We start from the raw sequence: 19,284 nt of genomic DNA, 5'->3' as shown, positions 1-19,284 counted from the left end.
CCGGGCCCGCCCTCAGCCCTTGGCCGCCTTTGCGGCCGCCTTGGCCGCCTGCTTGCTGGCACGCACCTTAACGAGTGACTCCGGATCCACAATATCGGCCACGGACAGGTACGCATCAGCCTCGCCGTAATGCCCGGCCGCTTCACGCCAGCCCGGAGCCTGGAGCCCGCACTGCTTCCCCAGGAGGGCGAGGAATATCTTCGCCTTCTGCTCCCCGAACCCGGGCAGGGCCTGCAGGCGGCGCAGCACCTCTTTGCCGTCGGGCTCACCTTTGGTCCAGATGAGGGTGGCGTCGCCCTCCCAGTCCCGCTGGACCGTCTCGGCAAGCGCCTGGACCCGGCCGGCCATGGACCCCGGGAACCGGTGCACCGCGGGACGTTCCTTGAACACCTCGACGAAGGCCTGGGGATCGTGGGCGGCAACAGCGGACGGCTCGATCGAACCGAGACGGGCCCGGATTTTCTCAGGCCCGGCAAACGCCGATTCCATGGTCACCTGCTGGTCCAGCAACATCCCCGTCAGCAGCGCAAACGCATCATTGCTCAGCAGTGTGTCGGCAGCCGGGTCCCCGGTGATATGCAGTTCCATGGCCCTTATCTTTCCATCTTCCGGGCGCCCGCGTCATGGGAGTGACGGTTGGTGCCCGCTAAGCCTCCAGCGCCAGCCGGATCATGGACCAGGACACCGCCGGGAGTTCCGCGGTGAGGCGGCCGCCGTCCGCCTGCACACTGCCGTTCGCGGCGGGGAGGACCGACGTCGAATCGTCGGCGGTTGCCTGCCAGTACGGGTCCTTGTTGGCGAAGGTGAGCGCCTCGATGATCCGGGCGGTGCCAAGTCCCAGGATCGAGGCGTCGAGTGCCAGGGTATCCGTTGCGGAGCGGTTGACGGCGAACACCACTGCCTCGCCGGCGTCGGCGTCGAGGGTTGCGACGGCGGACAGAGCCGGGAAGTCCGGTGTCTTGCCGCCGCTGAGCAGCGGGGATTCGACGGCGAGCTGCAGCACCGTGCCGGCGGCGTGGCGGGAGGTCAGGGCGAAGGGGTGGAAAGTGGTCTGCTTCCAGGCGCGGCCGCCCGGCTCGGTCATGATCGGGGCAATCACGTTGACCAGCTGCGCCAGGCTGGCAGAGTGCACGCGGTCCGTGTTGCGCAGCAGGGTGATCAACAGATCCCCGACGACGACGGCGTCCGCCACTGTGTAGCGGTCCTCCAGCAGGACGGGGGCAACCGGCCAGTCCGTGCCGGTGGGTGCCTTGGACTCGCCGCGGCTCATGTGCCAGACGTTCCATTCGTCGAAGGAGATGTTGACCTGTTTGCTGGACTTTTTGACCGACTTCACGTGGTCGATGTGGGCCACGATGTCCCGGATGAAGGACTCCATCCTGTGTCCTGCCGAGAGGTGTTCCTGCAGGTCGCCGAAGTCCTCAAAGTACTGGTGCGCGGAGATCAGGTCCACGAGGTCGTAGGTCTCGGTCAGGACAACCCGTTCCCATTCGCCGAAAGTGTCCATGGTGGGCGCCGAGCTGCCGCAGGCCACCAGTTCAAGGTCCGGATCGATCATGCGCATTCCCCGGGCGGTGTCCGCAGCGAGGCAGCCGTATTCGAGGGCATTCTTGTGGCCGATCTGCCACGGCCCGTCCATCTCGTTGCCCAGGCACCACATCTTGATGCCATAGCCGTTCCCCGCACCGTTGGCTTTGCGCTGTTCCGAGAAGGCCGTGCCGCCGTCGATGTTGCAGTACTCAAGCAGGTCCAGGGCCTCCTGGATGCCGCGGGTGCCCAGGTTGACAGCCATCATGGTTTCCACGCCGGCCTTTACGGACCATTTGGTGAACTCGTCCACGCCCACCAGGTTGGGATCCGTGGAGTGCCAGGCCAGGTCGAGCCGCGCCGGACGCTGCTCCACCGGACCCACACCGTCTTCCCAACGGTAGCCGGAGACGAAGTTTCCACCGGGGTACCGGACGGTGGAGACACCCAGCTCGCGGGTCAGCTCCAGGACGTCGGTGCGGAACCCGTCCTCATCGGCTTTGGGGTGCTCCGGCTCGAAGATCCCGGTATAGACACAGCGGCCCAGGTGTTCCACGAAGGCTCCGAAGGTCCTGCGCCGGACGGGGCCGACCGTAAAGGCGGGGTCGATGGTGATCCTGGCTGTGGCACTGTCCTGGGCGGTCATCCTGGTCCTCGTTCGATCTGATTTACAACGTTATAGAAATCAATCCTAGTGGGACCGGCGACGGAGTCAAGGAGCTACCGTCATAGCTGCTTTCGGCGGCCGCAACGGAAGCGGGCAAAAGCAAGTACTACCTAATCTGATAAACGAGTACCGATTACGCGTTTACCGGGCACCGCCTCGGAACTACCTTCGACTAAGAGCTAAGACTCGCAGATCTTACTGGGGTTGGATGTCTCACTAGGGGGTTGTGAGAAGTATGAATACAGCACTTATCAGCCGAGCTTTCCCGGGCCAGCGCGTTTTCCCGGACCTTGGGGTCCCGGAAGTGAGCGGGGCCGGCGACGAGGAGGTCTTCGAGACCAAGGCCTCTCCCCCAGCCGTCGCCGGCCCTCCGACCGCCGCAACTAACCTTTCCGTGGGGCATCCCGGCAGGTCCGCAGCGGGTCCGCAATGAAAATCTCCGCTTCCCAGCCGTCCCCTGCGCATACGTCGGCCGGCAGGCGTCCCGGAACCGCCCACACGGCCCAGCGGTCCACCCAATATCCAACCCAGCGTCCTGCGCCGGCCCCCGTCCAAGACCCCACCCGTACGGTCGGAACCGATGGTTACATTCCCGACCTGGCTACAGGGGCGGAAACTTTGGCTGAGTCCCTGGAGATCCTGGTCCAGATGGCCGCGGCGGTTCTGTCCCGCACCACCGGTGAACGGGTGGAGTGCGGCCTTGTCCTGCACCGGATCAAGCGCGGCTATGCAACCGCTGGCACTGGCATTCAGACGGCAAGGTTGGCCCGGCTGGAGCAAGAGGTCAGGGAAGGCCCGCTGACCGAAGCCCTCGCCGGGGGCGGCACAGTTGCCATGAACCACGCGGCCACCGACTTCCGCTGGGCGCGGTTCCGGCCGTACCTGCGGGACGCCGGGTTCAACAGTGTCCTGGCTTTGCGGCTTCGCCTGGCTGAAGGCACCGACGCTGCCCTCGCGTTCTTTGCGGCCGAGGACCAGGCGTTCCCGCTTCAGGTGATCGCGGAGGCCCGCAGTTTCGCTGACGCAGCATCCCGCGGCCTGAGGCTGGTCCTGGAAATGGACGCTGCCAGGACCAGGGCTTCGGACCTTAAGTCCGCACTGGAAAGCAGGACTTCGATTGACATCGCCTGCGGGGTGATCATGGCGCAGAACAGATGTTCCTACAACGAGGCAATCGCCATCATCGCCAAGGCGTCCAGCTACCGGAACATCAAGCTGCGCAAAGTGGCGGAGGGCATCCTGGAAAACCTTCCCGGCGGCGCACCCAATACGCACTTCGAGCATTGATCCGCCCAGGCTGCGCGGGCCCTTCGCCTGGCCCCGAGAACAAAGAAGACCAGAGGCGAAGCGCCTCCGGTCTTCTTAGCGAAGAACCCCGCGGCACGAGTCAAGTTACGCGGGGCCCTTCTATTCAGCTCCACGTATTGGGAACATGAGAAGCTGCTGGCTCCAAGATAATAGACAGCATGCTTACAATCCAAATCGCCGACGGACATCGCATCTTAGTGACGTCGCCGCACGGGGCCATCGCGACGAAGGGACACAAAAGAGCAATGGCACCCAAAGAGAAAGACCAGAGGCAATATTGCCTCTGGTCTTCTCAGCGGGTGGGCCCTGTGGGGCTCGAACCCACGACCCACGGATTAAAAGTCCGATGCTCTACCAACTGAGCTAAAGGCCCCAGCCGACGGTCAAAACGACCCATCAGCCCAGTCCATTTCTGAACGTTAAATACTCTACCGCACACACGCGGCCGCTCTGGCACGCACGCCCGGGCCGGCGTCGTGCGTTCCAGGTTCCCCGCGCACGGTGCACCGCGGCGCCGGCCACCCGCCTCCGCTTGCTTCGCCCGGGAGCGATGCTCGATTTCCCGCGTGGCACAGGAGTAGCGTGGGGGCATGAGCGAACAAACAGGAGCCTTTCACTATGGCGGCGCCAACAGGCATCACAAGCCGAAGCCGTTCGCGCCCATTGACTTTGAACCCTTCGCCGGTGGAGCGGACCCGGCGCGCGTCTCGGAGGCCGCCCACCTTGCAGCCCAGGCGCTGGTGCGCCACGGCCGCGACAGCGACGACCCCGTGATTACCGAACGGCTGGTCAAGCTGGCAGACGAGCAGGGCCTGGAAGCCATCGCCGAAATGTGGGCTGAGAGCCCGGCCCGGTCCCTCCCGGGCGCGCTGTGGCGGCTGTACGCCATCCGCGCGGCGACGGTCCAGGACCCGGAACGGATCTCCGTGTATTTCCGTGCGGGAAAAGACACGGCGCAGGTCTCCCACGTCGTCGCCGGGGCCGCTGAACCTCCGGGTGCCGAGGAAATGCGGGCCATGGCTGACGCCATCCTCTCCGGAGCGTTCGACGGCGAGTTCGACGTCGCCCTTGAGCGTTCGGCCGCTTTCTGCCGGGTGGTGGCCCTCGGGCAGGCGACCCTCGCTGACGGTGCCGAACACGGTAACGAGGCGCACGCGAGCAAGCTGACGCGCAACTCGCACCAGCTGGTGAAGACGGCAGAAGACCTGGAACATGCGGCAAATGCATGGCGCCTGGGTGAGCTTGACTGACCTACCGCGGCCGATCTGTCAATGTTGACTTGGGCCAACCAACGTAGAACACTGAAACTGGTGCCGAGCCGCGAAACCCCCGGGCTTCAACAATTAGCCGCCTAGAGCGGCCTACCGCCGAGAGGCGTATCCGGTTCGGCACCATTTTTCTGCGTGTTTGCAGGCTCAGATGCATACTCCCAGGAACGGCCCGGTAGAATCAGCAACAGCTGCTGGCCTGCGGAGAGTCACAAGTGGGCGGCCCCCGACACAGTACATCGCCCGGAGACCGGTACCCCAACGTGAAGCTGCGACTTTTCCCCCAAGAGCCCGCCGGGCTGACACTGCTCTCAAGCATGGCCCAACAAATCGTGCTCGCCAGCGCCACCATGGCAGAGATCCTCGGCGTCCCCGCGGCAGAGCACGCCAAACTTGTGGACGACATGCACAACCACGAGGCCAAATCCGACGAACTGCACTTCGCCCTGCTGACCCACATGCGAACGAGCTTCGTCAACCCCCTCCCCCGCGAAGACATGTACACCCTGTCCCGCCTCCTCAACGAAGCCCTGGAAAACCTCGACTCCGCTGCGGAGCTGGTGTTTCTTTACAAGCTGGAGCGGCTGCCCCGGAGGGCCGCGGACCAGCTCGAGATCATCAGCCGGCAGGCCGAACTGACCGTTGACGCCATGCGCCGGCTCAACAACCTCGACGATCTTGAGGACTACTGGATCGAGATTCTCAGGCTGGCCAAACGAGCGGAGCGGACGCACAGGATCTGGGTGGCCGACATGATCCGGGACATGAAGTGGGCGCAGTACTCCCGTAACCGCGACGTCGCCAACCAGTTGGTGGAGGTCACCAAGGGCATGCGGCGCATAGCTACACAGGTAGGCAGCATCATCGTCAAGGAATCTTGACGTGACAGCCGTCATTTTCGGCGTGGTGGTCCTGCTGACCGCTACGTTTGCCTTCCTGAACGGCTTCCGGGACGCTTCGACGTCGGTGGCGCTTGCGGTCCGTACGCGGGCCCTGACCCCCACCGTGGCTGTGCTGCTGGCAGCCCTCTTCAACTTCCTCGGCGCCCTGCTCAGCGCCACGGTGGCTGTTGCCGTCAGCCACACCTGGATCCATCTGCCCGCCGGTGACAGCGGCCTGAGCATCCTGCTGGCGGGCCTGGCCAGCGCTTCGTCCTGGGGCCTGCTGATGTGGTGGAGAGGCATCCCGGCGTCGTCCACGCACGCTTTGGTGGGCGGACTGGCAGGGGCCGGACTGGCCAGCCTTGCAGTGGGCGGAGCGGGTGTGGGCGGCGTTGACCAGTCCCTGCTTCTCCAGGTCGGACTGCCGCTGTTGTTGTCCCCCGTCATCGCCTATGTGGGGGCCTATCTCTTGGTTTTTCCCGCCACCTGGGCGGCGCGGTACACGCAACCGAACGTGGTTAACCAGCGCTTCCGCCGCAGCCAGGCCATCGCCGCCGGAGCGGTGGCTTTCGGCCACGGGCTCCAGGACGGCCAGCGGGTGGGCGCCGTGCTGCTGCTTGCCCTGTTCGCGGCCGGCTATTCCGACGGCGACAGCATGCCCCTGTGGGTGGCAATGTTCTCGGCCGTGATGATCGCTGTCGGAACGCTCTTTGGCGGCTGGCGGATCTCGCACACCATCGGCTATAAGATCACCCGCGTCGACCCGCTGCGTGGCTCCGTGGCCCAGATCTACAGCGCCTGCATGCTGTTCATCGGGGCAATTGCCCTCCACTGGCCGTTGTCCACCACCCATACAGTGACATCATCCGTGCTGGGAGCCGGAGAGAACCAGCACTTCGCGGTAACCAACCGGAAACTCGTCATGCAGATCCTGGGACTCTGGATCCTCACTCCGCTTGCAGCCGCAGCAGGCGCCTTCGTGTTCGCACTGGCGTTGTCGCCCCTGGGCCGCAGCTAGCCGGGGTTAAACGCCGCATCGATTGCTCCGTCAGCCCTACTGAGCTGTCCAAGGGGCGCGGACGGAGCAATCGATGCAAAGTTTCGGTGGCGGTGATGGGCCCACGCCGCCCGGGTTCCCTGGCCGAGCCTGCGAGGTCAGGGTGGCGGTGATGGGCCCACGCCGCCCGGGTTCCCTGGCCGAGCCTGCGAGGTCAGGGTGGCGGTGATGGGCCCACGCCGCCCGGGTTCCCTGGCCGAGCCTGCGAGGTCAGGGTGGCGGTGGGGACTATCCGAAGCGGCCGGAGACGTAATCCTCCGTGGCCTTCACGGTGGGGTTGCTGAAGATGTTCTGGGTGAGGCCGTACTCGATCAGCCGGCCCGGCTTCCCGGTGCCGGCGATGTTGAAGAACGCCGTCTTTTCCGAAACGCGGGCTGCCTGCTGCATGTTGTGGGTCACGATCACCACGGTGTACTGGTCCTTGAGCTCATTGATGAGGTCTTCGATGGCCAGGGTGGAGATCGGGTCCAGTGCCGAGCACGGCTCGTCCATCAGGATCACCTGGGGTTCAACGGCAATTGCCCGGGCGATGCAGAGCCGCTGCTGCTGTCCGCCTGACAGGCCGGAGCCGGGCTTCTCCAGCCGGTCCTTGACCTCGTTCCACAGGTTGGCGCCCTGCAGGGAGCTCTCCACCAGGGCATCAGCCTCGCCCTTGGAGATCTTTTTGTTGTTCAGTTTCACGCCGGCCAGAACGTTGTCCCGGATGGACATGGTGGGGAACGGGTTGGGCCGCTGGAAGACCATCCCGATCTGTGCGCGTACCGTGACGGGGTCGACTCCGGGGCCATAGAGGTTGTCGCCGTCCAGCAGGACTTCACCTTCGACGCGGGCGCCGGGCAGGACCTCGTGCATGCGGTTCAGGGTGCGCAGGAAAGTGGACTTTCCGCAGCCGGAGGGGCCGATGAAGGCCGTCACGGATTTGGGCTCGATATTGATGGTGACGTCCTCCACGGCCAGGAAATCGCCGTAGTACACGTTCAGGTCCTTGACGTCGATGCGCTTAGACATGGTGTTCCTTCACTTACTTAGGATATGAATTAGCTTGACAGGGCCGGCTTCCGGAGGGAAGTGTCAGCGGCCGGTCTTGGGTGCGAACGCCTTGGCAATCAGGCGCGCACCGAGGTTCAGGATCATCACCAGGATGATCAGCACCAGGGCTGCGCCCCAGGCCCGCTGCGAGGACGGGTCCGGATTGGCGGGCGATGTGGGGTTGAGGATCTGCGTGTAGATGAACGTAGGCAGTGACGCCATCCAGCCGCCGAACACGTTGCTGTTGATGCTGGTGGCAAACCCGGCGGTGACCAGGATGGGGGCCGTCTCACCGATCACGCGTGCGATCGCCAGCGTGATGCCCGACGCGATGCCGGAGATCGCCGTGGGGATGACCACTTTGAGGATGGTGCGCCACTTACGAACGCCGAGTGCGTAGGCCGCTTCGCGCAGTTCGTTGGGGACGATTTTCAGCATTTCCTCGCTGGAGCGGACCACCACCGGGATCATCAGGACAGCGAGGGCGACGGCGGCGACGGCGCCCGTTTTGGTGCCCGGCCCCACCACGGCAAAGAAGAAGGCTGCCGCGAACAGGCCGGCCACGATGGACGGGATGCCGGTCATGACGTCAACGAAGAACGTGATGGCCCGGGCCAGGCGGCCGTCGTTGCCGTATTCAACCAGGTAAATGGCGGTCAGCAGGCCCACGGGGACCGAGATCACGGTGGCTACCAGCGTGATCTGCACTGTGCCAAGCAGCGCGTGGTAGATGCCGCCGATCACCGGGGCACCCACTTCAACGGCCTTGTTGTCGTAGACGCCCGTAACGCCGTTCATGGAGTTGGTGAGGAAACCCGGCGAGATGAGGCCAGGGATGCCGTTGACCAGCACGGTCCAGATCACGGAAATCAGGGGCAGCAGCGCGATCAGGAACGAGCCCACCACCAGGCAGGTGGCCAGCTTGTCCTTTGCCTTGCGTGAGCCTTCGACGACGGCGCTCCAGCCCACCAGGCCGGCGGCGAACAGGATGGCGGAGAGAATGCCCCAGCCGAATGGGTTGAATCCGATCAGCGCCATGATGGCGGCCCCGACAATGAGCGCCAGAGCCAGAACAAGGTACGGCGCGAACGCGGGCAGCTGGCCCTTGGTAAGGGCTGAGCGCTTGCTGCGCACGGGAGTGAGGGTGGAGGACATTTAGTTTGCTCCCGAGAATTCTTTGTGCCGGCTGATGATCCAACGGGCCACCATGTTCACGGCCAACGTGATGACGAAAAGCACCAGGCCCGCTGCAATCAGCGTGCTGACCTTGAGTCCGCTGGCTTCGGGGAAGTTCAGTGCAATTTCAGCGGCAATGGTCTGGTTGCCGGACGTGATCAGGCTGGCGGTCAGGGCTCCCGAGGAGAGCACCAGCGCCACAGCCATGGTCTCGCCGAGCGCGCGGCCCAGTCCGAGCATGACGGCGCTGATGATGCCCGGGCGGGCGAACGGAAGGACAGACATCTTGATCATTTCCCAGCGCGTGGCGCCGAGTGCCAATGCGGCCTCTTCGTGGAGCTTGGGGGTCTGCAGGAAGATTTCGCGGCTCAGGGACGTGATGATGGGCAGTACCATCACCGAGAGCACGATGCCCGCGGTCAGGATGGTCTTGCCGGTGGCGGAAGCCGGGCCTTGGAAGATGGGCAGCCAGCCCATGTTCTCGGCGAGCCAGTTGTACGCCGGGGAGATTTCCCTGGCCAGAAACGCAGCACCCCAGGCGCCGTAGATAACGGACGGGATGGCGGCCAGGAGGTCAACCACATAGCCAAGGGCTGAGGCGAGTCCGCGTGGGGCGAAGTGCGAGATGAAAAGGGCCACGCCGATAGCGATGGGGGTGGCGATCACCAATGCGACGACTGCGGCAATGAGCGTGCCGATGACGATCGGCCAGATGTAGGCGAAGAAGCCCTTACCGCCCTGGATCTCAGCGGCCGGAGCTGTCAGCGCCGGAATGGCCTGTACTACCAGGAACAATGCCACGCCGAACAGTACGGCGAGGATGAGGCATCCGGCGGCCAGGGCGGCGCCGGAAAAGATCTTATCCCCGGTGCGGCCTGCGCCCTGGGAAGAACTCAGGGAGGTGGCGGTCATTCCAGACCCTTCGGTTGTGGTGGTGCCAAAAAAGCTTGCTTGCAAAAAACCAAGTTCCCCGCCCCACCTTAGCGGCGTGGCGGGGAACTTGGTTCAGGGACAGGTACTAGGACTTGACCTTGATCGATTCGATGGCCTTGACAGCCTTCTCGGAAAGCGACTTCGAAAGCGGCGCGGACTTCGCGGCGTCGGCAGCTGCCTTCTGGCCCGCATCCGAGACTACATAGGTTTCGAAGGCCTTGACCAGGTCAACGGTTTCCTGCTTGGGGTAGGTGGTGCAGACAACGTGGTAGGAAACCAGCACCACCGGGTAGGCGCCCTTGGCGGTGGTCTTACGGTCCAGCTTGATGGCGCCGTCGGTGGCGGAGCGGCCTTCTACGGGCTTGCCGGCTTCAACAGCCTTGGATGCAGCGTCGGCAGAAATCTTGACGAACTCCTCGCCAACCTTGATCGAGGCGGTGCCCAGCTTGCCGCCCACTGCCGAGTCATCGGCGTAGGTCACGGCGCCCGGGGTGTCGGTGACAGTCTTGACCACACCTGAGGTTCCCTTGGCGTTTTCGCCCTGCAGGGATGCAGGCCAGATGCCGGAAGCCTTGTCGGTCCAGACTTCTGCAGCGGCAGAGGCCAGGTACTCGGTGAAGTTGGTGGTGGTGCCGGAGTCATCAGAGCGGTTGACCGGGGTGACCTTGGTGTCCGGGAGGGTGACGCCCGGGTTCAGGGCCGCGATGGCCGGGTCATTCCAGGTGGCGATCTGGCCGCGGAAGATCTTGGCGACGGTGGTGGCGTCGAGCTTCAGCTCGGTGACGCCGGGGAGGTTGAAAGCAACGGCGATCGGGGAGATGTAGACCGGGATGTTGATGGCACCTTCGGGGCCGCACTGGGTCTTGGAGCTGGCAAGCTCTTCATCCTTGAGGTAGGCATCGGAACCGGCGAACTGGGCCGAACCGTCGATGATGGCCTTGCGGCCTGCGCCGGAGCCGTCCGGGGAGTACTGCACAGTGGCGCCGGAGTTGGCAGAAGCGAAGCCGGCCTTCCAGGCATCCATGGCTGCGCCGGTGGAGGAAGCGCCAATGCCGGTCAGGGTGCCGGTGACCTTGGGGCCCGCAGCAGTCTGGGTGCCCGCAGGCGTGTTGCCCGTGGCGTTATCTGTTCCACAGGCGGTAAGCGCGAGTGCGCCGGCTGCGATAACAGCGATAGCCGCGTGGCGGCCGAAGCGGAGTGCCTTCACTAGATGTACCCCTTCCAGGGTTATTCAGTTGCGGGCAGGACTGGAGACGCCCTGCAGCGCGATGCGTACGTTTTGTACCTTCATCGAATTTAGGGGGAGCAGGTAAAGGGATTGGCGGCCCAGAGTGAACGGAAGGTTAACGGAGGTTGGCCATTAGCCAACATGTGCACCGTCGCCATTGCGCAGGTCACACTTCCGGACGTAGTGGACCGGGGCGTGTCGGCAAGGGCCGCAAATTCGAACGGCGGCTGCAAATAGACTGGAAGGCATGGCCGCAGCAGCAGGATTCTCAGCAAGCAGGCGTTTCCTGCGCGGACGGATGAAAACCGGGCTGATCCGCAGCCGTAACTCCCTGTTCCCCGCCATTCAGATGACCGGGTGTGCCGTGGGCGCCTACGCGTTCGCCCAATATGTGCTGGGACACTCCGGCCCCCTTTTTGCGGCCACGTCGTCGCTGATAGCTCTGGGCTTCTCGCGTGAGCCGCGGCTGCGGCGGGTGATGGAAGTGGGGCTGGGCTGCACCATCGGCATCGCGGTGGGTGACCTGCTCCTCCACTGGCTGGGCGGCGACATCTGGGTTGCCGCCGTCGTTCTTCTCGTGTCCATCCTGCTGGCGCGCTTCCTGGACAGCGGCAACATCTTCACCACGCAGCTGGGGCTGCAATCGCTGCTGGTGGTGCTGTTGCCCGCCCCGGCCGGCGGGCCGTTTACCCGCAGCATCGATGCGATCGTTGGCGGCCTTTTTGCACTGCTCGTGACAGTCCTGATCCCCAAGGACCCGCGCCGCGAGCCGCGCAGCGACGTCCGGAAACTGCTCCACGAGCTTGCCGAAGTGCTGCGCGAATGCGCGTCCGCCTTGATTGAAAGCGACTCCACCAAGGCCTGGCACGCGCTGGTCCGGGGCCGGAACTGCCAGCCGCTGGTGGACCGCATGCGGCAGTCCCTGCGCGCCTCCGGTGAGGTGGCCACCCTGGCGCCTGCGTACCGCAGGCACCGGGACGAGCTGGAACGGCTGGAGCATTCCCTTGACTTCATTGACCTCGCGTTGAGGAACAGCCGCGTTTTTGCCCGCCGGCTCACCAGCGCCATCAACCACGCGGCGCTGTCGAACGAAGCCACTGAAAACATCGCCGAAGTCCTTCGGGAAACCGCTGCCGCCATTGATGAGCTGTCGCTGGGCCTGGCTGAAACGCACGACGGCGTCCGGCGCGCCCACCTGCGCACCGCCCGCCAGGACTTCAGTGAGATCGCCTTGCGGCTCCACCCCAAGCTCCTGGAAGTCGAGCGTCTGGAGGGCGAGACCGTGGTGATGCTGTTCCGGCCCCTCATGGTGGACCTGCTGGAAGCTGCCGGCATGGATGCCGATGAGGCCAGGGACGTGCTGCCTGGGCTGTAGGCCTGGGGCTGGGAATGGGAATGGGACCGGCGGTGGCCGTCGGTGTCGGTGCCCGACAGTAGGGTGGAATCCATGGCTACCAAGACAACCCGCGCGTCCAAGGCGCCCGCGTACAAATGTGCAGAGTGCGGCTGGACGGCAGTGAAGTGGGTGGGGCGCTGCGGCGAGTGCCAGGCCTGGGGCACCGTTGAGGAAACCGGCGCCGCGGTGGCGCGGACGACGGCGGCGACAACCGTTCTCGAACCGGCCCGCCGGATTGCCGAAGTGGACGCCACCACGGCGGCGTTCCTGCCCACCGGCGTTGACGAGCTGGACCGCGTGCTGGGCGGCGGCCTTGTTCCGGGCGCCGTCATCCTGCTGGCCGGGGAACCCGGCGTGGGCAAGTCAACGCTGCTACTGGACGTCGCAGCCAAGTTCGCCCGCACCGCGCAGGACGTCCTGTATGTCACCGGTGAGGAGTCCGCCGCGCAGGTGAAGCTGCGCGCCGAACGGATCGACGCCGTCGCCGATTCCCTCTACCTGTCGGCGGAAACGGACCTCGGCCAGGCACTTGGCCAGGTGGAAAAGATCGAACCACGGCTGCTGATTGTCGACTCGGTCCAGACCCTCAGCAGTGCGGATGTGGACGGCAGTGCAGGCGGTGTCTCCCAGGTCAGGGAAGTGGCCGCGTCCATCATCGCTGCGGCGAAGCGGCGCAACATGACCACGCTGCTGGTGGGGCACGTGACCAAGGACGGTTCCATCGCCGGCCCCCGGCTCCTCGAACACCTGGTGGATGTGGTCTGCCAGTTCGAGGGCGAACGCCATTCCCGGCTCCGGATGCTGCGGGCCGTGAAAAACCGCTATGGCCCCACGGACGACGTCGGCTGTTTCGACCTGAACGAGAACGGCATCGAAGGACTCACCGACCCCAGTGGGCTCTTTGTCAGCCGCACCAAGGAGCCCGTCTCCGGCACCTGCATCACCGTGACCATGGAAGGGCGGCGGCCGCTGCTGGCCGAGGTGCAGTCGCTGCTGGCCGAAAGCGCCAACTCCCAGCCCCGCCGCGCCACCAGCGGCCTGGACAGCTCGCGCGTTTCCATGCTGCTGGCGGTATTGCAGCAGCGGGCCGGCTGCCTGCTGCACAAGGACGACTCCTACGTGGCCACAGTGGGCGGGGTGAAGCTCAGCGAACCCGCCACGGACCTCGCAGTTGCCCTGGCGGTTGCCTCCGCCAAGGCCCGCAAACCGCTGCCCATCCGGCTGATCGCCTTCGGGGAGGTTGGCCTGGCGGGCGAGGTGCGCCCGGTGCCCGGCATTAACCAGCGGATCCAGGAGGCGCACCGGCTGGGTTTCACCCACGCAGTGGTTCCCGCCAGCCACAACGGACCGGGCCCCGTTCCCGCCGGGTTCTCGGTCCGGGAGGTCGAACACCTGACGGAGGCCCTGAGCCTGCTGATCGGGTAAACCTAGGGTTCGTGGCTCAGCGGCTTGAAGGACCTGGCGCCGGCAAACCAGCCGTCGTCGGGCGCTTCGGGCACCTCAGCCGTCCGGTCCCCTGCCGTGCCGTCCACGAGCCGTCCGATCTTGTGGAACCTGCCACCAAAGTAGAGCAGCGGTTCACGCCCGGTGACCTCGAGGGCGATCACCTCCCCCACCACGATGATGTGGTCGCCGCCGTCGTAGATGTTCCACGGCCGGCATTCAAGGGTGGCCGCATTCCTCGTCAGGATGGGCACATCGCCGTCCAGGGTCCATTCCGGTTCCTCTTCCATGACCCTGCCGGCGAAGTGGTGGGCCACGTCCATCTGGTCAAGGGACAGGATGTTGATGGCGAACGGCGCACCCTCCAGATAGCGGGCTGCCCGCGAGGTGCGGGTCAACGTCACCTGGGCAAGCGGCGGATCCAGGGACACCGCTGTGAAGGCGTTCACTGTGGCGCCGTGCGGCACCCCGTCATCGGCATTGCACGTCACCACCGTGACACCGGTGGCAAACGTGCCGAATGCCTGCCGGAGTTCGTGGGTGCCGAACGGGGCCCCGGGTGCTTCCGTGGTCACCGCAGCCTCCTTGCTGTTGACTCCGGTCCCAGCGTACTCCGGCCTCAACTACGCCTTGGTGATCACCAGGGCGACGCTGTGGCCGCCGAAGCCGAAGGCGTTGACCAGGCCTGCAGGCGCAGAACCGGGCGCCAGGGTGTGGACCGTTTCCGTGACGACGTTCAGGTTCAGCTCCGGATCGAGCGATTCAATGTTCAGCGTTCCGGGGAGCTGCCCGGTCTGCAGGGCCTGGACCACCACGACGGCGGCGAGCGCTCCGGCGCCGCCCAGGAGGTGGCCGGTGTGGCCCTTGGTGGAGGTTACGGGCACGTCGGAGCCCAAAATCGCGCTGATGGCCTGTGCCTCGAGCCGGTCGCCCACAGGGGTGGACGTGGCGTGGGCGTGGACGAAACCGATGTCCGAGGCTTCCATTTCGGCCGATGCCAGGGCCTTTTGCATCACCCTTCGCTGCATGGCGGGATCGGCAGCCACGATGTCGTTGGCGTCGGACGTTACCGAGCCGCCGGCGACGGCGCCGAGCACGGCCGCGCCGCGGGCGCGGGCATGCGCTTCGCTCTCGAGCACCACGATCCCGGCTCCCTCAGCGAGGACAAAACCGTCGCGGCCGCCGTCGAACGGGCGCGACGCGCGCTGCGGTTCCCCGTTGCGGGTGGAGAGGGCACGGATCTGGGAGAAGCCGGTGATCACCAGGTCATTGACGGAGGCGTCCACCCCGCCGGCTATGACGACGTCGGCAGCTCCGGACCGGATCATCTCGGCGCCCTGCACAATTGCTTCGGCACCGGACGCGCAGGCGCTGACGGGCGTCCGGGCTCCGCCGCGGGCACCGAGGTCGATGGACACCCAGGCCGCGGGGCCGTTGACCATCAGGCGGGTGAGCGTATGGGGGGAAACCTTGCGGGGGCCTGATTCGGCAAGGGTCCGGTCCTGTTCCAGGGTGGAGCCGAGTCCGCCGTAGGCCGAGCCGATCACCACGGCAAAGCGTTCAGGATCGACGTCGGGCGCACCTGCCTGCTGCCAGGCCTCGCGGGCCGCGATGAGCGCAAGCTGGCCGCACCGGTCCATCCGCTTGAGCTCGCGGGTGGTGAGGTGTTCGGAGAGGTCCGTGGTGACCTGTCCGGCGATGCGCACGGGCAGCTTTTCCGCCCAGGCTTCGTCCAGGGCTGCGATTCCTGATTCCCCGGCAACAAGCCTGGACCAGGTTTCCGCGACAGTGGAGCCAAGGGGGTTGACTGTCCCGGCGCCGGTGATCAGGGCACGCGGCTGAACCGGGCCTGGTTGAACTGCAGTCATTGTGGCCTACTTCGCGGGGTTGTGCGTGCCGATCGGCACCAGGGTCAGATCGGGGTGGTTCTTCTCGATCCGGCGCAGGGCCCAGACGTCGTTGAACAGGGCGAGGTATTCGCCGTCGGAGCGCAACAGCACCTCGGCGCCCGGGACGTTGGCCAGCGCAGGCATGGCATCCGCCGTCGAGATCCTGGCGATCGAGTACGGCAGGCGTTCCAGCCGCATGGGGGCGCTGAAGTCGTGTGCCATGCGGTCCTCCACCACTTCGAACTGCATGGGGCCGACGGCGGCAAGCACCGGCGCCTGGTCGCCGCGGACGTCGGAGCGGAGCACCTGAATGACGCCCTCGTGTTCGAGCTGCTCGATGCCGCGGCGGAACTGCTTGAAGCGGCTGGGGTCCTTGGAGCGTGCCACCTGGAAGTGCTCCGGGGCGAACAGCGGGATGGCCGGGAATTCGACGGCGTCCTCGATGAAGAGGCTGTCACCGACGCGCAGGGAAGAAGCGTTAACCAGGCCCACGACGTCCCCGGGGTAGGCCTCGTCGATGACCTCGCGTTCGCGGCCGAAGACCTGCTGGGCGTACTTGGTGGCGAACGATTTTCCGGTCCGGGTCTGGGTGACCACCATGCCGCGTTCGAAGACGCCGGAGCAGACGCGGATGAAGGCGACGTGATCGCGGTGGGCCTTGTTCATGCCGGCCTGTACCTTGAAAACGAACCCTGAGAAGGGCGATTCGACCGGGCGCGGGCTGCCCTCAATGTCGGGGCGCGGAGCCGCCTGCGGGGCGAAGTCGACGAGGGCATCCAGCAGTTCCTTCACACCGAAGTTCAGGGCTGCGGAGCTGAAGAGGATGGGGGTGGCGGTGCCGGCGTGGAACGCCTCGACGTCGAACTCGGAGTTGGATTCGATCACCAGTCCGGCTTCGTCAACGGCGTCGGACCAGTTGCTGCCCTGGCTCTCGGCGGCTTCCTCCGGGGTGAAGTACTCGGTCAGCGCGATGTTGGCGCCGGAGTTGTTGCGCTTGAAACTGGCGAACCTGTCGTTGCGGAGGTCCCAGACGCCGCGGAAATCGCCTGAGATGCCCACGGCCCAGGTCAGGGGCATGGGCTGCAGGCCGGTCCGTTCGGTGAGCTCGTCCATCAGGGCCAGTGCGTCCAGGCCGGGGCGGTCCCACTTGTTGATCACGGTGATGATGGGCAGGTTGCGCTGCTTGCAGACCTCGAACAGCTTCATGGTCTGGGTTTCCAGGCCCTTGGCGGCGTCCACCAGCATCACCGCGCAGTCGACGGCGGCCAGCACGCGGTAGGTGTCCTCGGAGAAGTCGGCGTGCCCGGGGGTGTCCAGGAGGTTGATAACGGTGTCCCGGTAGGAGAACTGGAGCGCCGCCGAGCTGATGGAAATGCCGCGGTCCTTCTCCATCTGCATCCAGTCGGAGACCGTTTCCTTGCGGTTGGCCTTGCCGCTGGAGGCGCCGGCCGTGCCGATCACCTTCGCGTGCAGGGCCAGCGCCTCGGTCAGCGTGGACTTGCCGGCGTCAGGGTGGGAAATAACAGCAAAGGTCCGACGCCGGGCCGCCTGTTTGTGAATCTCATGGACTCGGGCGGGGCTCAGGACATCTTGGGACACGGTGCTACTTTCGCTGCGATGGGGTTACCCCAGGCGCTCGGCGGGCCATCCGGGGAAGCGTGGCTCTCTGACAGCCAAGTTCCAAGTTTATCGCAGCAACGGCCACAAGCCGAAGGGGCGCCCCTGGGGACACTCATCAACGGTAATCAGCTGGACGAAGCCGGCGAAATGCTGGCCGTGAACGCGGGCCGGCCAGGGCTATCCCGCGAGCTCGAACACACCGCAGCCGAAGCCGTCGGCGTAGACGGTGCCGGCGTCGATCCGGACGCCGGCACCAATAAGGTGCCGCGCCGTTGAACCACCGGGAAGCTCCACGGCAACCTGCGTGGCGCGCCGAAGCGGGTTGATGACCACCAGGTGCGTGCCGTTCCTGACGTAGACGAGCGGATAGCCGACGGCGAGCAGCCTCGTGGGCGTTCCGGTCCCCACGGCCGGGGTTGATTTGCGCAGCTGAACCAGGCTCCGAACGAAGTGCAGGAGCGAGTCGGGATCCTCCCTTTGCGCCGCCACCGCGGGCCGGTCCGGGTCGGGATCCAGGGGCAGATACAAATCGTCGGGCGGTGCTGTCGAGAAGCCGGCGTTGGCAAGGACGTTGTCCCACTGCATGGGGGTGCGGCAGCCTGCCCGGTTGTATTTGGGCGTCCAGATGCTGCCCTCCTTCTCGGGCACCCCCTCCAGGTAGCGCATGCCAATTTCGTCGCCAAAGTAGATCGACGGGATCGAACCCCAGGTCAGCAGGAACGTGAACGCGGCGGGGAGCTGCCCGCTTGTCCTGTTCCCGCAGGCCAGCCGCGAGAAGTCGTGATCGGCCGATGGCAGCACCACAAGGCGGTCCGGCCCGTTGGTTTCGAGGTGGTGGTTCCACAGGCCCAGGAACTTTCCGAAGGCGAGGGTGCCCTCGGCGGGGTCAGCGTCCGGATCGAAATAGCAGGGCTCGGTGCTTTCCTGCCACGGCAGCAGGCCGGCGCCTCCGTTGTTGAAGAGCGCGCTGTGCTCCTCATGGATGACGAGCGAAAAGTCTGCGTCGAAGCCGCCCCGGGCGCCGGCGTCGACCGTTCTCCATTCGTCACTTTCCGGAAGGAGGACCGCGTCCGGGTAGGCGCCCTTCATCCACACCGCCAGCTCCCGCCACAAAGCAGTGGTTTCGACCAGGCCCGGATCATCCTTGACCAGTGAGAATGCCATGTCCACCCTGAAGCCGGCCACCCCGCGATCAAGCCAGTAACCGATGATTTCCCGAAGTGCCGCCCGGTTTTCCTGCGGTCCGGCGGCATCCGTCAGCTGCCGCCACGGCTCGTCCTCGGCCAGCCGTGCGTAACCGAAGTTCAGCGCCGGCTGTTCGGGGAAAAAGTTCTTGAGGTACCAGCCCGGTCGCCGTCCGGGCGAGGGGACAAAGGCATCACCGGGGCGGTCCGACCAGACATAGCGGTGGTCGGATTCCTCGTTCATGGAAGCGCGGAACCACGGATGATCCACAGAGGTATGGCCAGCCACAAGGTCCAGCAGGACCCGGATTCCACGCTTTCCGGCCTCCTGGATCAGGGCAGTCATGTCCTCATTGGTCCCGTAGCGGGGGGCGATGGCAAGGTAGTCGGAAACGTCGTAGCCGGCATCCCGGAAGGGCGACGCGAAGCACGGATTGAACCAGATCACGTCCACCCCGAGCCACTCCAGATAGTCCAGGTGCTCCCGGACGCCCGGGAGGTCACCGATGCCGTCGCCGTTGGAATCCGCGAACGACTGTGGATAGATCTCGTAGATGACGGCGTTCGCCAACCATTCAGGGGGTTTCGGAAGGGCAGCGGACGATTCGCTGGCTACTGCGGTTCCCACTGCCGCGCCCGGGTTCTGCTCGTCCATACGCGTACACGCTCCCTGTCCGG

Annotated in this window: 16 protein-coding genes and 1 tRNA gene; 6 read left to right on the top strand and 11 right to left on the bottom strand. The window is 65.5% G+C overall.

What is annotated here, in order from left to right; translation table 11 throughout:
* Positions 1-12 precede the first annotated feature (12 nt).
* Positions 13-588 carry an HhH-GPD-type base excision DNA repair protein gene (locus tag ACS5PJ_RS12325; RefSeq protein WP_439435172.1) on the bottom strand — a complete coding sequence of 192 codons (576 nt, stop codon included), beginning with the start codon at positions 586-588 and terminating at the stop codon, positions 13-15.
* 58 nt (positions 589-646) lie between these two features.
* On the bottom strand, positions 647-2,173 hold the full coding sequence (arfA, locus tag ACS5PJ_RS12320) for an arabinosylfuranosidase ArfA (RefSeq protein ID WP_439435171.1): 1,527 nt from the start codon (positions 2,171-2,173) through the stop codon (positions 647-649).
* Between the two features lie 639 nt (positions 2,174-2,812).
* Here arfA and ACS5PJ_RS12315 point away from each other — a divergent pair.
* Entirely contained in the window at positions 2,813-3,481 is a 669-nt protein-coding gene (locus tag ACS5PJ_RS12315) for an ANTAR domain-containing protein (RefSeq protein ID WP_439435170.1), read from the top strand.
* Positions 3,482-3,802: 321 nt separating this feature from the next.
* Here ACS5PJ_RS12315 and ACS5PJ_RS12310 read toward each other — a convergent pair.
* Positions 3,803-3,875, bottom strand: a tRNA-Lys gene (locus ACS5PJ_RS12310).
* 217 nt (positions 3,876-4,092) lie between these two features.
* Here ACS5PJ_RS12310 and ACS5PJ_RS12305 point away from each other — a divergent pair.
* The 3 genes from ACS5PJ_RS12305 (at position 4,093) to ACS5PJ_RS12295 (ending at position 6,669) form a co-directional block, all read left to right on the top strand.
* Entirely contained in the window at positions 4,093-4,752 is a 660-nt protein-coding gene (locus ACS5PJ_RS12305) for a hypothetical protein (protein ID WP_439435169.1), read from the top strand.
* A gap of 281 nt (positions 4,753-5,033) precedes the next feature.
* The gene (locus ACS5PJ_RS12300) at positions 5,034-5,651 is read left to right on the top strand and encodes a DUF47 domain-containing protein (protein WP_354148152.1); all 618 of its coding nucleotides are present in this window, start codon (positions 5,034-5,036) and stop codon (positions 5,649-5,651) included.
* Between the two features lies 1 nt (position 5,652).
* On the top strand, positions 5,653-6,669 hold the full coding sequence (locus ACS5PJ_RS12295) for an inorganic phosphate transporter (RefSeq protein WP_439435168.1): 1,017 nt from the start codon (positions 5,653-5,655) through the stop codon (positions 6,667-6,669).
* Between the two features lie 267 nt (positions 6,670-6,936).
* Here the strand turns inward: ACS5PJ_RS12295 and pstB are convergent, their stop codons facing one another.
* From pstB to pstS, 4 genes are all read right to left on the bottom strand, one after another.
* Complete coding sequence (gene pstB, locus ACS5PJ_RS12290) at positions 6,937-7,716, bottom strand: phosphate ABC transporter ATP-binding protein PstB (protein ID WP_439435167.1); 780 nt, start codon at positions 7,714-7,716, stop codon at positions 6,937-6,939.
* A 63-nt stretch (positions 7,717-7,779) separates the two neighbouring features.
* Positions 7,780-8,892 carry a phosphate ABC transporter permease PstA gene (pstA, locus tag ACS5PJ_RS12285; RefSeq protein ID WP_439435166.1) on the bottom strand — a complete coding sequence of 371 codons (1,113 nt, stop codon included), beginning with the start codon at positions 8,890-8,892 and terminating at the stop codon, positions 7,780-7,782.
* Positions 8,893-9,825 (bottom strand): phosphate ABC transporter permease subunit PstC, encoded by a 933-nt coding sequence (pstC, locus tag ACS5PJ_RS12280; RefSeq protein WP_439435165.1) that lies wholly within the window; start codon positions 9,823-9,825, stop codon positions 8,893-8,895.
* A 106-nt stretch (positions 9,826-9,931) separates the two neighbouring features.
* Complete coding sequence (gene pstS / locus ACS5PJ_RS12275; RefSeq protein WP_439435164.1) at positions 9,932-11,053, bottom strand: phosphate ABC transporter substrate-binding protein PstS; 1,122 nt, start codon at positions 11,051-11,053, stop codon at positions 9,932-9,934.
* A gap of 268 nt (positions 11,054-11,321) precedes the next feature.
* On the opposite strand from pstS, the gene ACS5PJ_RS12270 reads away from it, so the two are divergent.
* Both ACS5PJ_RS12270 and radA read left to right on the top strand, forming a co-directional pair.
* A complete protein-coding gene (locus ACS5PJ_RS12270; RefSeq protein WP_439435163.1) occupies positions 11,322-12,449 on the top strand; it encodes an FUSC family protein in 1,128 nt (375 codons plus the stop codon).
* A 72-nt stretch (positions 12,450-12,521) separates the two neighbouring features.
* Positions 12,522-13,895: a DNA repair protein RadA gene (radA, locus tag ACS5PJ_RS12265; RefSeq protein WP_439435162.1), complete on the top strand. Its 1,374-nt coding sequence runs from the start codon at positions 12,522-12,524 to the stop codon at positions 13,893-13,895.
* A 2-nt stretch (positions 13,896-13,897) separates the two neighbouring features.
* On the opposite strand, the gene ACS5PJ_RS12260 is transcribed toward radA, so the two are convergent.
* From ACS5PJ_RS12260 to ACS5PJ_RS12245, 4 genes are all read right to left on the bottom strand, one after another.
* Positions 13,898-14,488, bottom strand: coding sequence for a flavin reductase family protein (locus ACS5PJ_RS12260; protein ID WP_439435161.1), 591 nt, complete (start codon positions 14,486-14,488; stop codon positions 13,898-13,900).
* Between the two features lie 48 nt (positions 14,489-14,536).
* Positions 14,537-15,781: a beta-ketoacyl-[acyl-carrier-protein] synthase family protein gene (locus ACS5PJ_RS12255; RefSeq protein ID WP_439435160.1), complete on the bottom strand. Its 1,245-nt coding sequence runs from the start codon at positions 15,779-15,781 to the stop codon at positions 14,537-14,539.
* 6 nt (positions 15,782-15,787) lie between these two features.
* Complete coding sequence (locus ACS5PJ_RS12250; RefSeq protein ID WP_354148162.1) at positions 15,788-17,401, bottom strand: peptide chain release factor 3; 1,614 nt, start codon at positions 17,399-17,401, stop codon at positions 15,788-15,790.
* 198 nt (positions 17,402-17,599) lie between these two features.
* A complete protein-coding gene (locus ACS5PJ_RS12245; protein ID WP_439435159.1) occupies positions 17,600-19,261 on the bottom strand; it encodes an alpha-amylase family glycosyl hydrolase in 1,662 nt (553 codons plus the stop codon).
* Between the last annotated feature and the right edge of the window lie 23 nt (positions 19,262-19,284).

The organism is Pseudarthrobacter cremeus, from assembly GCF_051857465.1.
Taxonomy (GTDB): Bacteria; Actinomycetota; Actinomycetes; order Actinomycetales; family Micrococcaceae; genus Arthrobacter.
The sequence above is the reverse complement of the archived record's forward strand: the minus strand, read 5'-3'. Positions and strand labels throughout refer to the sequence as shown.